General features: G+C 69.1%; 17 protein-coding genes. All 17 read left to right on the top strand.

Translation table 11 applies throughout. The features are described 5' to 3' along the window. Positions 1-24 precede the first annotated feature (24 nt). The 17 genes from rpsE to rpsM all read left to right on the top strand — a co-directional run bounded on the left by rpsE (position 25) and on the right by rpsM (position 11923). On the top strand, positions 25-585 hold the full coding sequence (gene rpsE, locus B7K22_RS03840; protein ID WP_084038498.1) for a 30S ribosomal protein S5: 561 nt from the start codon (positions 25-27) through the stop codon (positions 583-585). After that, on the top strand, positions 585-767 hold the full coding sequence (gene rpmD, locus B7K22_RS03835; protein WP_084038496.1) for a 50S ribosomal protein L30: 183 nt from the start codon (positions 585-587) through the stop codon (positions 765-767). Before rpsE ends, rpmD begins: the two co-directional genes overlap by 1 nt. Continuing rightward, positions 767-1444, top strand: a complete 678-nt coding sequence (gene rplO, locus B7K22_RS03830; protein WP_084038494.1) for a 50S ribosomal protein L15 — start codon at positions 767-769, stop codon at positions 1442-1444. Before rpmD ends, rplO begins: the two co-directional genes overlap by 1 nt. Positions 1445-1528: 84 nt before the next feature. Continuing rightward, positions 1529-2827, top strand: a complete 1299-nt coding sequence (gene secY / locus B7K22_RS03825) for a preprotein translocase subunit SecY (RefSeq protein ID WP_084038492.1) — start codon at positions 1529-1531, stop codon at positions 2825-2827. Next, positions 2827-3393, top strand: coding sequence for an adenylate kinase (locus B7K22_RS03820; protein WP_084038490.1), 567 nt, complete (start codon positions 2827-2829; stop codon positions 3391-3393). The genes secY and B7K22_RS03820 overlap by 1 nt, the downstream gene beginning before the upstream one ends. A 3-nt stretch (positions 3394-3396) precedes the next feature. After that, a complete protein-coding gene (gene map / locus B7K22_RS03815; protein ID WP_084038488.1) occupies positions 3397-4206 on the top strand; it encodes a type I methionyl aminopeptidase in 810 nt (269 codons plus the stop codon). A gap of 209 nt (positions 4207-4415) precedes the next feature. Continuing rightward, a complete protein-coding gene (locus B7K22_RS03810; protein ID WP_084038486.1) occupies positions 4416-4952 on the top strand; it encodes a hypothetical protein in 537 nt (178 codons plus the stop codon). A gap of 291 nt (positions 4953-5243) precedes the next feature. Next, positions 5244-5861, top strand: a complete 618-nt coding sequence (locus B7K22_RS03805) for an alternate-type signal peptide domain-containing protein (protein ID WP_159448746.1) — start codon at positions 5244-5246, stop codon at positions 5859-5861. Between the two features lie 163 nt (positions 5862-6024). Beyond that, positions 6025-6612 carry a hypothetical protein gene (locus B7K22_RS03800; protein ID WP_144276223.1) on the top strand — a complete coding sequence of 196 codons (588 nt, stop codon included), beginning with the start codon at positions 6025-6027 and terminating at the stop codon, positions 6610-6612. Beyond that, entirely contained in the window at positions 6609-8006 is a 1398-nt protein-coding gene (locus tag B7K22_RS03795) for an RICIN domain-containing protein (protein ID WP_084038480.1), read from the top strand. The genes B7K22_RS03800 and B7K22_RS03795 overlap by 4 nt, the downstream gene beginning before the upstream one ends. Further along, positions 8006-8962 carry a hypothetical protein gene (locus tag B7K22_RS03790; RefSeq protein ID WP_144276222.1) on the top strand — a complete coding sequence of 319 codons (957 nt, stop codon included), beginning with the start codon at positions 8006-8008 and terminating at the stop codon, positions 8960-8962. Before B7K22_RS03795 ends, B7K22_RS03790 begins: the two co-directional genes overlap by 1 nt. Beyond that, positions 8959-9567 (top strand): signal peptidase I, encoded by a 609-nt coding sequence (locus tag B7K22_RS03785; protein WP_084038476.1) that lies wholly within the window; start codon positions 8959-8961, stop codon positions 9565-9567. Before B7K22_RS03790 ends, B7K22_RS03785 begins: the two co-directional genes overlap by 4 nt. 180 nt (positions 9568-9747) lie before the next feature. Further along, positions 9748-10473 carry a hypothetical protein gene (locus tag B7K22_RS03780; protein ID WP_084038474.1) on the top strand — a complete coding sequence of 242 codons (726 nt, stop codon included), beginning with the start codon at positions 9748-9750 and terminating at the stop codon, positions 10471-10473. Positions 10474-10631: 158 nt separating this feature from the next. After that, on the top strand, positions 10632-10940 hold the full coding sequence (locus B7K22_RS03775) for a hypothetical protein (protein WP_084038472.1): 309 nt from the start codon (positions 10632-10634) through the stop codon (positions 10938-10940). 95 nt (positions 10941-11035) lie between these two features. Next, a complete protein-coding gene (gene infA, locus B7K22_RS03770; RefSeq protein WP_061960952.1) occupies positions 11036-11257 on the top strand; it encodes a translation initiation factor IF-1 in 222 nt (73 codons plus the stop codon). A gap of 51 nt (positions 11258-11308) precedes the next feature. After that, positions 11309-11422 (top strand): 50S ribosomal protein L36, encoded by a 114-nt coding sequence (gene rpmJ / locus B7K22_RS03765; RefSeq protein WP_061960951.1) that lies wholly within the window; start codon positions 11309-11311, stop codon positions 11420-11422. Between the two features lie 132 nt (positions 11423-11554). Beyond that, positions 11555-11923, top strand: a complete 369-nt coding sequence (gene rpsM / locus B7K22_RS03760) for a 30S ribosomal protein S13 (RefSeq protein ID WP_084038470.1) — start codon at positions 11555-11557, stop codon at positions 11921-11923. Positions 11924-11926 lie beyond the last annotated feature (3 nt).

Here is an 11926-nt window from a genome sequence, read left to right as displayed (position 1 = left end):
CCGGGACACAGATAAGGAATTCGCATGGCTGACAACAACCGCCGCGACAACCGCCGCGGCAACGAGCCTGACAACAAGTTCATCGAGCGCGTGGTGACCATCAACCGCGTGTCCAAGGTCGTCAAGGGCGGCCGCCGCTTCAGCTTCACGGCGCTGGTCGTCGTGGGCGACGGCGAGGGCAACGTGGGCGTGGGCTACGGCAAGGCCAAGGAGGTCCCCGCAGCGATCTCGAAGGGTGTCGAGGAGGCGAAGCGCAACTTCTTCCGCGTCCCCCGCATCCAGGGCACCATCCCGCACGTCGTGCAGGGTGAGGCCGCTGCCGGCGTCGTGTACCTCCGTCCGGCCGCTCCCGGAACCGGTGTCATCGCCGGTGGCCCGGTGCGCGCCGTCCTCGAGTGCGCTGGCGTCCACGACATCCTGTCGAAGTCGCTCGGCTCCTCGAACGCGATCAACATCGTTCACGCGACCGTCGACGCCCTCAAGCGCCTCGAGCGCCCCGAGGCCGTCGCGGCTCGCCGTGGCAAGGCCGTGGAGGACGTGGCCCCGGCCGCGATGCTCCGCGCGCAGGCTGCGGGGGTGAAGTGATGGGTCGCCTCAAGGTTCAGCAGAAGAAGTCGACGATCGGCGTGAAGCCGCAGCACCGCGACACCGTGCGGTCGCTCGGTCTCAAGCGCATCGGCGACATCGTCGTCAAGGAGGACCGTCCCGAGATCCGCGGGATGGTCAAGGCGGTCGACCACCTGGTCACCGTCGAGGAGGTTGACTGATGGCCGAGGACAAGAAGGCCACCGAAGACAAGCCCGCCGCCAAGAAGCCGGCTGCCAAGAAGCCTGCGGCTTCGAAGGCCGCCGCCGACAAGGCCACGGCTGAGAAGAAGCCGGCCGCCAAGAAGCCTGCTGCCAAGAAGCCTGCCGCAGCATCGGCTGACAAGAAGCCTGCTGCGAAGAAGGCTCCCGCCAAGAAGGCTCCTGCCAAGAAGGAGGAGTCCGCGGCCAAGGTCTCGACGCTCAAGGTGCACCACCTGCGTCCTGCCGCCGGCGCTCACACCAAGAAGACTCGCGTGGGTCGTGGTGAGGCGTCGAAGGGCAAGACGGCCGGTCGCGGCACCAAGGGCACGGGCGCTCGCTACCAGGTGCCGGCGCGCTTCGAGGGTGGCCAGACGCCCATCCACATGCGCATCCCGAAGCTCCCTGGCTTCAAGAACCCGTTCAAGACCACGTACCAGGTGGTGAACGTGGGCGACATCGCGGAGCTGTTCCCGAAGGGCGGGAAGGTCACCAAGGCCGACCTCGTCGACAAGGGTGCGGTGCGCAAGAACCAGCTCGTCAAGGTGCTGGGCGACGGCGACATCGCCGTCAAGGTTCAGCTCGTGGACGCGGACAAGGTTTCGCAGTCCGCGAAGACCAAGATCGAGGGCGCAGGCGGTTCGGTCAACGAGGGCTAGAGTCGTGGGCGGGCCGCGCGGTGTCGTGCGGCCCGCCCCGACGCGTCTGTTGAGCCAGCGACGGCTCACAACCATGGAGGATCAATGCTGAGTGGCTTCCTGAGCGCTTTCCGTACGCCCGACCTGCGGAACAAGCTGCTCTTCACCCTGGGGATCATCGCGATCTACCGGATGGGCGTGGCCATCCCCACTCCCGGTGTCGACTACGGCAACGTGCAGCAGTGCATGGGCACCACCGAGACCAACACCGCCTTCCAGGTCCTCAACCTCTTCTCCGGCGGCGCGCTGCTGCAGCTGTCCATCTTCGCGCTGGGCATCATGCCGTACATCACGGCGTCGATCATCGTCCAGCTGCTGCGCGTGCTGATCCCTCGCTTCGAGGCGCTCTACAAGGAGGGCCAGGAGGGTCAGGCCAAGCTCACCCAGTACACGCGGTACATCACCGTGGGCTTCGCCGCGCTGCAGTCCGCCTCGTACATCACGATGGCCCGCAACAACGTGTTCTTCCCGGGCTGCGAGCTGCCCATCGTCCCCAACGACTCGTGGAACGTCATCGCGGTGATGGTGCTGACGATGACCGCCGGCACCGTCCTCATCATGTGGCTCGGCGAGCGGATCACCGAGCGCGGCGTGGGCAACGGCATGTCGCTGCTGATCTTCACCTCGATCGCGGCGTCGTTCCCCGGCGTGGCCTCGGCCATCTGGAACTCGTCGAACGGCCTCCAGAACTCGATCGTGGTCGGCATCGTGGTGCTGCTGGTCATCGCCGCCGTGGTGTTCGTCGAGCAGTCGCAGCGCCGCATCCCCGTGCAGTACGCGAAGCGCATGGTCGGTCGCCGCATGCTCGGCGGATCGTCGACCTACATCCCCATCAAGATCAACATGGCCGGCATCATCCCGGTGATCTTCGCGTCATCGCTGCTGATGCTCCCGCAGGTGATCGTGCAGTTCGCGGGCAACGACCCCGACGGCTGGATGCTGTGGCTCAACGATCACGTCGCGAACCCATCGTCGCCGCTCAACATCGGGCTGTACATCCTGCTGATCATCTTCTTCGCGTACTTCTACACGGCGATCACGTTCAACCCGAACGATGTCGCCGACAACATGAAGAAGTACGGCGGGTTCATCCCCGGGATCCGGCCGGGCCAGCCCACCGCTGACTTCTTGGCGTACGTGCTGTCTCGCATCACGGCCGCCGGCTCGCTGTACCTGGCGGCGGTGGCGCTCATCCCGACCATCACCTTCGTGATCCTGGGTCTCAACACGTCGATCCCGTTCGGCGGCGCGTCGGTGCTGATCCTCGTGGGCGTCGGCCTCGACACCGTCAAGCGCATCCAGTCCCAGCTGGAGCAGCGCCACTACGAAGGGTTCCTCAAGTAATGCGCACCGTTCTCCTCGGTCCTCCCGGAGCGGGCAAGGGCACGCAGGCTGCCAGGCTCGCCGAGCGCTGGGGCATCCCCGCGATCTCGACCGGGGACATCTTCCGCACGAACGTGGAGGGCAAGACGGATCTCGGTCGGAAGGCCCAGGAGTACATGAACGCGGGCGCGTTGGTGCCCGACGAGATCACCAACGCGATGGTCCGCGACCGCCTGAGCCAGGATGACCTCGGCGACGGCTTCCTGCTGGATGGCTACCCGCGCAACCCCGACCAGGCCGTCGAGCTCGAGGGCATGCTCGCTGACCTGAACGTCGAGCTCGACGTCGCCATCGAGATCACCGCGGATGCGGATGCCGTGACCGCTCGGCTGCTCAAGCGCGCCGAGATCGAGGGTCGCGCCGACGACTCCGAGCCGGTGATCCGCAAGCGTCTCGAGGTCTACGCGAAGCAGACGGCTCCCGTGAGCGCCTACTACGAGGGGCGCGGACTGCTGGTGCAGATCGACGGCATGGGCGAGATCGAGGACGTCACCGAGCGGATCGTCGCGGCCGCCGAGGCGCACTGAGGCGTGTCCTCGCGCATCCAGCTCAAGACCCGGGAGCAGATGCGGGTCATGGCCCGCGCGGGCGTGGTGGTCGAACGCGCCCTCGCCGCTGCTCGCGAGGCCGCCGTCGTGGGCGCCACCACGCGCGACGTGGACGCCGCGGCAGCGGCGGTGATCGCGCAGGCTGGCGCCACCTCCAACTTCCTGGGCTATCACGGCTTCCCGGCGACCACCTGCGTCTCTGTCAACGAGGAGGTGGTCCACGGGATCCCCGGGGAGCGGGTCCTCGCCGCAGGTGATGTCGTGTCCGTCGACTGCGGCGCGATCGTGGACGGATGGCACGGCGACTCGGCGGTCACCTTCATCGTGGGAGAGGCGCTCACCGCAGCCGATGAGCGGCTCGTCGACGGCACACGCAAGGCCCTGTGGGCAGGCATCGCCGCCCTCGCGACGGCGCGCAGGCTCGACGAGGTCTCCGCTGCCATCGAGGACGCAGGCGACGCGGCGGCCCTGCACCCCTTGATCGGATTCGTGGGCCACGGCATCGGCACGGAGATGCACCAGTCGCCCGACGTCATGAACTACCGCACCCGCGGGCGGCACCCCAAGGTTCGGCCTGGTCTGTGCGTCGCCATCGAGCCGATGCTCGTGCTGGGCACGTCCGAGTCGCGCATTCTCGAGGACGACTGGACGGTCGTGTCGGCTGACGGTTCGCGGAGCGCGCACTGGGAGCACTCGATCGCCGTGCACGACGATGGCATCTGGGTGCTCACGGCCGCCGATGGCGGCGCGGCGGGCCTGGCCCCTCACGGCATCGCTCCCATGGCGCCGTAGCCTCGCTCAGAACTGAGAACGGACCGCTGCCAGCGGTGACGCCGGTCGGCGCCGCGCAGCGTCGCCAGCTCCCTCCCGTGTGACGAATCCGACAGCGCGTTACGTCGCAGTTACCCGGGAGCCATGCGGCTGCAACGGCTCGGGCGTAGCGTCACGAGTGCGGGCCCGGTCCGATGCGCGGACCGTGGCCTCGGCGGGATGGAGTCGACATGGCACGGGGATTCACCTACGCGGACGGCGCAAGCGAGGACGTCGAGCTCGCCCAGCGCCAGGACCTCGGGCGGAGTCAGATCCAGGCTCTCGCCGCTGGGAAGAACGCGCTCGTGCGCGAGCACATCGCGCGCCGCACCGACCTGCCGCTCGGCACGATGGTCGCGCTCGCCCACGACAAGAACGTCGATGTGCGGGCCGCGATGGCCGGCAACGAGTCAGCCACCGCGTCGATCCTCGAGCATCTGGCGGGTGATCGCCACGTCGCTGTGCTCCACGCGCTGCTCGACAACCCCGTGCTCGACCACGCCATCGCCGAACGGCTCGCCTTCCACCGCAAGGACGAGGTGCGGGCGCGTGCCGTGAGGCGGCTCGACGCGGCGCTGGAGGCCCCCGACCATGGGCGCGACCACGGCGTTCCGGAGCTCCGCGAGCGCGTCACCTACGCGGACGTGGTCCACCTGTATGAGGAGCCGCCCGCGCGTCCCGTCCGCACTGCGCCGGTCCGTGGCTACCGTCCAGCCGAGGAGGCGTGACGCTCGACGACGCGTGAGACGGCTTGGGAGACCTCCATCTCCGTGTGAACTGCCTCACACCGCGAGGCGCTCGCCGTGCGGGAGATGCGGCCCCGCGCCTCGCACGTGTGACGTACCCGACAGCTCGAAGGGTTTCGACAACCAATCCGATGCCGTAATGTCGGCGAACGGTTGGCAGTGAGTCGCAAACGCCCTGCTAGCCGTTCGGTGGTCACCGCAGGCTCTGTGAAGCGACCGCTGAGGAACACTTCACACTGGCTTCGGCCAACGATGGCAATCGAGGGAACCCGCATGAACAAGCTCACCAAGGCGTCGATCGCAACCGGATCCGGCGTCATCCTGCTCATGGGCGGCGCTGCGTCGCTCGCCTACTGGAACGACACCGAGGAGCTCGGCGCTGACGGCACCACCGTCAACGCCGGTCAGCTCTCGATCGCACCGATCAACGGGGCCAGCGACGGCTGGGTCAAGCAGTTCAACGGCACCGGCGACCAGGCGCTCACCGACCTGACCGGCGTGCAGATCGTCCCGGGCAACACGCTCATCTACACGGACACCTTCGAGGTCACCGCGACCGGTGACGACCTCGCCTTCGAGATCGAGCCTGCCGACGCTGCCGTCGACGCAGCCTCCAGCGACACCGAGGACACCGCGCTTGAGGCGATCCTCGCCGACGGCGACATCGACGTCACGGTCGTGGAGGGCGCCAGCATCTCGGAGATCGGCACCTCGGGTGTCTACGAGGTCACCGACAACGCCGGTGCGCCCGCCACGATCACGGTCACGTGGACCATCGACTGGCCCTTCGGTGGCGCCAGCTCCCCGGCCACCGACAACGCCGCCCAGCTGGGCGCGGTCGACCTCGTGGCCGACGGTGCTCTGACGGTCACGCAGGTCATCGCCCCGTAGCACCCGCTCGAGTTCCCCGCATGGGGTCTCGCGACCGCGCGAGACCCCATGGCAAGGGAGCCCTCTGCGCAGCTCAGCGCCGCGCGTCACGCGCGCCGCTGTGGCGATGCACCGCACACCATGATGTCCGCCGCACCCCGTGCGGCCCCCCTTGGAGTAGACGATGGCCTCTCAACTCCCTTCCGACCGGCAGAACCCGGTCGCAGGCAACCGCCGGCGCGCGCCCCGCGCCCGCGGAGTGCTGGCGACCGCGGTGGCGCTCGCGGTCGGGATCTCCGGCGCGGTGCTCGCGGCCGGCGGGAGCTACGCCTACCTCAATGCCGCCACCCCGATGGGTGACAGCGGCACCGTGAGCTCCGGATCCGCTCGACTGCTGGTCTCCCAGGGAGGAGGCGCGCCGGCCGGATCCGTCTCGATCCCCGCGAGCGTGTTTCAGAACATGCTTCCCGGCGACGTGGCCAGCCGCCAGCTGGTCCTGCACAACACCGGCGTGGTCCCGCTCCGTGTGAGCGCCAGGCTCGATGCGACCCGCGCCTGGGACGTGCGGCTCGCCGCTGGCACCTGCCCGACCACCACCCTCCCGGGAGCGGCGCTCGGCACCACCTCGAGCACGGTCGTCACGGCGCTGCAGCCCGGCGCCACCGCGACCGTGTGCCTCCAACTGGTCCTCCCCACGTCAGCGCCGTCGACGACCGAGGGGACCGCGGCTACCTATGCCGTGACCCTCGACGGCATCCAGGTGGCGCCATGACTCGCGCCCACCACGGCCGTCGCCGCCTCGCGCTGATCGCGGGGCTGGCCACCTTCGCCGTGCTTGCTGGCACGACTGCCGGCTGGGCCTACTGGACGACCCAGGCCAGCGTGACAGCGCCCGCGTCGACCGCGAACCTGACGGTCACCACCGCGAACTTCGGCTCGCTGAGCGCGACGCTGGCCAACGAGGCTCTCGCTCGCACCGGCAGCTTCACGGTCACCAACAACACGACCACCTCGAGCACGCAGCGCGCCGCGGTGACCCTCGACCTGAGCGCGACGAACGGCAACACGTACCGTGGCAACTTCGGCTATGTCGTGTGGCGATCCACGGCAGGCAACCCCTGCACGGCTGCCGCGACGCCGGGGCCATCGCTCGTGCCCTCGGGCACCACCTGGGCCAACGCAGCCAGCTTCACCACGGTCTCGGGCGACGGCTTCGCAGCGGGGGAGTCGCGCACGTACTGCGTGCGCACGACTGCGACGCGCACCACCGAGAACTGGCCCGCGAATGGCTCCGTGACCTTCACTCCGCGCGTGGACGCGAGGATCAGCCTGGGCACCTACACGGGTGCCGCGAACGCCACAGCGACACAGGCCTCGCAGTTCCTGTTCCCGCTGCACACGCCCACGACGGGCGCCTCGGTCTGGGCGTTCATCCACGGTTGGCAGGGCGGCTCCACGGCGCACTGCCTCGACCACTTCTCCGGCCAGTCCAATGTGGGTGGTTGGCCCTGCAAGACCACCGGTGTGACCAACCAGTCCTGGCAGTTCACGTCGACCGGCGGGGGCTACTACACCATCCGGACCAACCAGAGCAACGGCCTGCTCATGCAGCAGACCGGCACCGGCATCACGATGAACGCCGCGTCGAATGCGCAGAACCAGCGGTGGACCTTGCAGCGCACCAACACGGGCGCGTCGAGCGTGCGCGCGGCCTACCAGATCGTCAACGAGTCGACAGGCCAGTGCATCACGCGGCCGGCCACTGATGTCCATGCGACCATGGAGAACTGCGATGGCGGTGCCGATCAGTCCTTCCTGGTGGTGCGCAACCTGTTCTCAGGAACAGGCGGCGCACCATCGACGGTGCAGTGCTCGGTCGTGTCGGGCAACTACCGCATCACCACGAACGCGGCTACGCCCAACATGCGCTACGAGGCGCGCCTCAACGGCGCCGTCGTCGCCAACACGGCGAACGGTTCTGGCTCCCTCACGATCGACATCGCGACGTCCACCGGGGCGAGCGCGTCATGGACGCTCGAGCTCTACGAGGTCGGTCCAGGCGGTGACGCGGGCACCAGAGTCGCCATCGGAGAGGCGAGCCGGACCCGGTCCGGGATCATCTTCATCTCGCACTCCTACGGCTGCTCCCTGTCGGGGATGGGCTGATGGCCCCCTCCGGATCGCGCTGTGTGCGCGTGGCGTGGGCGGTCGCGCTCGCAGCCACCGCCGCGTCCGCGGCGGCTCCCGCGGCGCACGCCGCAGGGGAGAGCATCGCGATCTCGCCCGATGGATCGAGCTACGCGGCTCAGTACCCGGGCGGGCTGTTCGACGGCGTCGTGGTCGTCCCCGGAGCTGCCATCGATCGGCCGTTCTGGGTCCGCAATGAGGGGGGCAGCGACGCGAACCTGGCGGTCGCCATCGCTGACGTGACGGGGGCCGCCGCCCTGGTGGAGGCGCTCACCGTCGGCGCGAGCGCCGGCACCAGCCAAGGCGCTCCGGTCACGCTCGCAGATGTGGGCAGCTGCACGTCGCTCGTGAGCGGCGCGGCCGTGCCCGACGGCGGATCGCTGCGCGTCGATGTCGACCTCGCAATGGCGGACGTGGACGGCACGACCGCACAGGGTGAGGCAGCAAACTTCGCCATCGTCCTCACCCTGACCAGTGACGATGTCGCCGCGCCCGACGGTTGTTCAACTCCAACCCCGCCAGGGGAGCAGCCAGGTGAGGGGCCGACGCCCGTCGACCCCCGGCCCACGCCCGATGGACCGGATCGCCCCGACGGCCCCGGCTCGGACGGGTCGGACGGCACGGGCTCGGGCGGAGCGGGACGCCCGTCGCCCGGCGTCGTCGTCGTGCCCGGCTTCGCCGTCGGCGGGCCCGATCCCACGCCGTCGCCGTCCGTCGAGCCCACGGCGGAGCCCACGGCCGAGCCGACCCCCGAGCCGACGGCGGACCCGGCCCCAGACACTCACGAGGAGCCCGCGGGCGCGTCGCTCGAGTTCAACACGGAGAGGTTCTACCAGGAGTGGTTCGTCATCGCGTGGATGATCGAACTGGTGCTGGGTGGCGTGGCGGCGTGGTGGGTGCTGCGGCGTCGCGGCGACGCGGGAGGACGATCATGACCGACATCGATGCACGCGAGGACACCGAGTCCAAGGAGCGTGGCCTCCTGGGCTACATCGGCCTTGGCCTCAGCTGGGGGCTGTTGGCTCTCGTGTCGCTGGTCGCGGTCCTGGTCGTGCTCCTGCCGGCGGTGACCGGCAGCACGCCGTACACGATCATCACCAGCTCGATGGAGCCGAGCTATCCGGCGGGCACCCTTGTGATCGTGCGGCCCGTGGAGCCCGACGACGTTCGCATCGGCTCCGTCATCACGTATCAGCTCGAGTCGGGCAAGGCCGAGGTCGTGACGCACCGCGTGGTCGAGATCATCCAGCCGAGCGTGCCCGGCGAGGAGCCGCGGTTCGTCACCAAGGGGGATGCCAACGGCGTGCCGGACGAGGAGCCGGTGATGGAGGTCCAGCTCCGCGGAGAGGTCTGGTACTCCGTTCCGTGGATCGGCTGGGTCAACAACGTGGTGAACGGGGACATGCGCGCCGTCATCATCCCGATCGTGGCGGGCGTGCTGTTCCTCTACGCCGGCTACCAGGTGGTCAGCGCGGTCGTGCAGCGTCGCCGAGAGCGCGCGCCCAGCTCTGCCGGCACGGGGGCCTCCGCCGGGGCCTGACCGGCGCACGCTGCTCCCTTGACGTCGCGCCTGACGAAAGGTGCCCGGAATGTTCGTGCGACATTCACCGGCCGGCCACCGTGGCGTCGCCTCCTCGTCAGGTGCGTCTCGTAGCGTCGCTGAGACTCACAGCGCTGGTACGGCGCTGGTTGACGGTGGACGGCGAGGAACAGGAGCGACGTGGCGGCCGATGCGCGCGATGACGGCTCGTGGTCGCGCGCCTTCATGGCGAGCTCGGGCCTCGGAACGTCGCAGGTGCGCCGTCGCCAGGTCAGCCCCGAGTGGCACGAGGCATCCGGCGCGGAGCTTCCGAGGCCCCGGTTCGCGCAGCTCGCTCACCACCGCGACGTCGACGTGCGCGAGGTGCTCGGCAGGCGCGAGGACTGCCCCCTCGCCGTGCTCGCGAGCCTCTCCCACGACGCTCGCGCTGCCGTGCGCGCGGCCGTTGGAGCGAACCCCGCGGCCAACGCCGCCGTGCTCGAGCACCTGGCCTCCGATCGCGACTCCTCCGTCCTGAGGGCCGTGGCCCACAACCGGGCGACGCCCGATGCGGTTCGTGCCCGCCTTCTGGACCATCGGAGAGCCGAGGTCAGGCGCGCCGCCGAGCGCGCCGTCGCCGAGCTCGCGGCCGAGCGACAGGACCGCGGACCGTCCACCGCAGGCGGCGGACTGCCGGCGGAGCTGCACGACAGGGCTCTCGACAGTGCCGGGCTGAGATCAGGAGAGGCCTCGCCGGCTGATGCTCCATCCCGGCGCACCTCGCCGCGCGCCTATGCGCCGCGGCCCGCCGTCGGGCGGGGCAGAGAAGGAGCAGTTCCTGCCTCCAAGCGGGCCGCCTCGGTCACCTTGGGAGGCATCCTCCCTGTGCAGTTCTCGCCCGAGGGCCCCCAGCCGGGCATCGGCTGACAGTCGACGGCGCTCGTCGACGCGGGCCGCGCTCTGCACGTGGACGCGCCGTATGGAATTCCCCACACGCTCCCGCGTTGTCCTGTGAGCATTCCCTACAGTAAGAGTCACGGTCGGGCGGTGGCCCGTCGTGAGGCGAGACAGAGGAGAGTGACGCAGTGAGCACGTCGCCTGCGGGACCCGTGTCGGAGGAGCTCGAGCTCGTCCACGACGCGGGGCTGGCGTCTCAGGATCTGCTGCGTCTCGCCGTCGACCGCCGCCCCTCCGTGAGGGCCGCCGTCGCTCGACGCTCCGACTGTCCGGTGGCGGCATTGATGTCCCTCGGTCACGATCGCGACCCTGAGGTGCTGCGCGCGCTCATCGCCAACCCGCGCACGCCCGCCTCTGTCATCCGCGCTCTCGCCGACCACCGCACACCCGCCATCGCCGATGCCGCCGTGCAGCGGCTGCGCAACAGCCTCCGCTGACGTCGTTCGAGGTTGAGCGACGACACCAAGTGGCGTATAGTTGTTCGTCGGGCGTTTTTGCGCGCCCGCGCAACCAACCAACGTGAGTGGAGTCCATGGCCAAGAAAGACGGCGTCATCGAGGTCGAGGGCACGGTCGTGGAGGCGCTTCCGAACGCCTCCTTCCGTGTGGAGCTGACCAATGGTCATCTCGTCCTCGCACACATCTCAGGCAAGATGCGACAGCACTACATCCGAATCCTCCCCGAGGACCGGGTGGTTGTCGAGCTCAGCCCATACGACCTGTCCCGCGGCCGCATCGTCTACCGCTACAAGTAAGCACCTGGGCACGCACCGGCGTTCCGCGTGCCCCGATGCAAGGAAAGAAGCATGAAGGTTAAGCCGAGCGTCAAGCCCATCTGCGACAAGTGCAAGGTGATCCGTCGCAATGGCCGAGTCATGGTCATCTGCGACAACCTGCGCCACAAGCAGCGTCAGGGCTAGACAACAACACATCAGACCACGTTCAGGCAGCCGCAAGGCAACCCCCGGCTCGGAGGCCGAGGCCCGCACCAGACAACGACGCGGGAGGCCTGAGCGTCAGACCTCCGACTACTGAGGAGTAGAAGAAAGACAATGGCACGCATCGTCGGCGTCGACCTCCCGCGCGAGAAGCGCATGGAGATCGCGCTCACCTACATCTACGGGATCGGCCGCACTCGTGCGCACCAGATCCTCGCCGCCACCGGCGTGAGCCCCGACCTCCGCGTCAAGGACGCCGGGGACACCGAGCTCGTCGCCATCCGCGACTTCATCGAGGCCAACTTCCAGGTCGAGGGCGACCTGCGCCGCGAGGTGCAGGGCGACATCCGCCGCAAGGTGGAGATCGGCAACTACCAGGGCCTGCGCCACCGTCGTGGCATGCCGGTCCGCGGTCAGCGCACCAAGACCAACGCCCGCACGCGCAAGGGCCCCAAGAAGACCGTCGCCGGAAAGAAGAAGTAAGCC

The organism is Demequina sp. NBRC 110053, assembly GCF_002090095.1.
In the GTDB taxonomy this organism is placed as follows: domain Bacteria; phylum Actinomycetota; class Actinomycetes; order Actinomycetales; family Demequinaceae; genus Demequina.
This window is presented reverse-complemented; position numbering and strand designations above follow the sequence as displayed.

What these genes read in the sequence shown, in the direction of transcription:
- rpsM (WP_084038470.1), top strand. Translation starts at nt 11,555, where the DNA reads ATGGCACGCATCGTCGGCGTCGACCTCCCGCGCGAGAAGCGCATGGAG.
- secY (WP_084038492.1), top strand. Translation starts at nt 1,529, where the DNA reads ATGCTGAGTGGCTTCCTGAGCGCTTTCCGTACGCCCGACCTGCGGAAC.
- B7K22_RS03800 (WP_144276223.1), top strand. Translation starts at nt 6,025, where the DNA reads ATGGCCTCTCAACTCCCTTCCGACCGGCAGAACCCGGTCGCAGGCAAC.
- rpmD (WP_084038496.1), top strand. Translation starts at nt 585, where the DNA reads ATGGGTCGCCTCAAGGTTCAGCAGAAGAAGTCGACGATCGGCGTGAAG.
- rplO (WP_084038494.1), top strand. Translation starts at nt 767, where the DNA reads ATGGCCGAGGACAAGAAGGCCACCGAAGACAAGCCCGCCGCCAAGAAG.
- rpmJ (WP_061960951.1), top strand. Translation starts at nt 11,309, where the DNA reads ATGAAGGTTAAGCCGAGCGTCAAGCCCATCTGCGACAAGTGCAAGGTG.
- B7K22_RS03790 (WP_144276222.1), top strand. Translation starts at nt 8,006, where the DNA reads ATGGCCCCCTCCGGATCGCGCTGTGTGCGCGTGGCGTGGGCGGTCGCG.
- B7K22_RS03810 (WP_084038486.1), top strand. Translation starts at nt 4,416, where the DNA reads ATGGCACGGGGATTCACCTACGCGGACGGCGCAAGCGAGGACGTCGAG.
- B7K22_RS03820 (WP_084038490.1), top strand. Translation starts at nt 2,827, where the DNA reads ATGCGCACCGTTCTCCTCGGTCCTCCCGGAGCGGGCAAGGGCACGCAG.
- B7K22_RS03785 (WP_084038476.1), top strand. Translation starts at nt 8,959, where the DNA reads ATGACCGACATCGATGCACGCGAGGACACCGAGTCCAAGGAGCGTGGC.
- rpsE (WP_084038498.1), top strand. Translation starts at nt 25, where the DNA reads ATGGCTGACAACAACCGCCGCGACAACCGCCGCGGCAACGAGCCTGAC.
- B7K22_RS03795 (WP_084038480.1), top strand. Translation starts at nt 6,609, where the DNA reads ATGACTCGCGCCCACCACGGCCGTCGCCGCCTCGCGCTGATCGCGGGG.
- infA (WP_061960952.1), top strand. Translation starts at nt 11,036, where the DNA reads ATGGCCAAGAAAGACGGCGTCATCGAGGTCGAGGGCACGGTCGTGGAG.
- B7K22_RS03805 (WP_159448746.1), top strand. Translation starts at nt 5,244, where the DNA reads ATGAACAAGCTCACCAAGGCGTCGATCGCAACCGGATCCGGCGTCATC.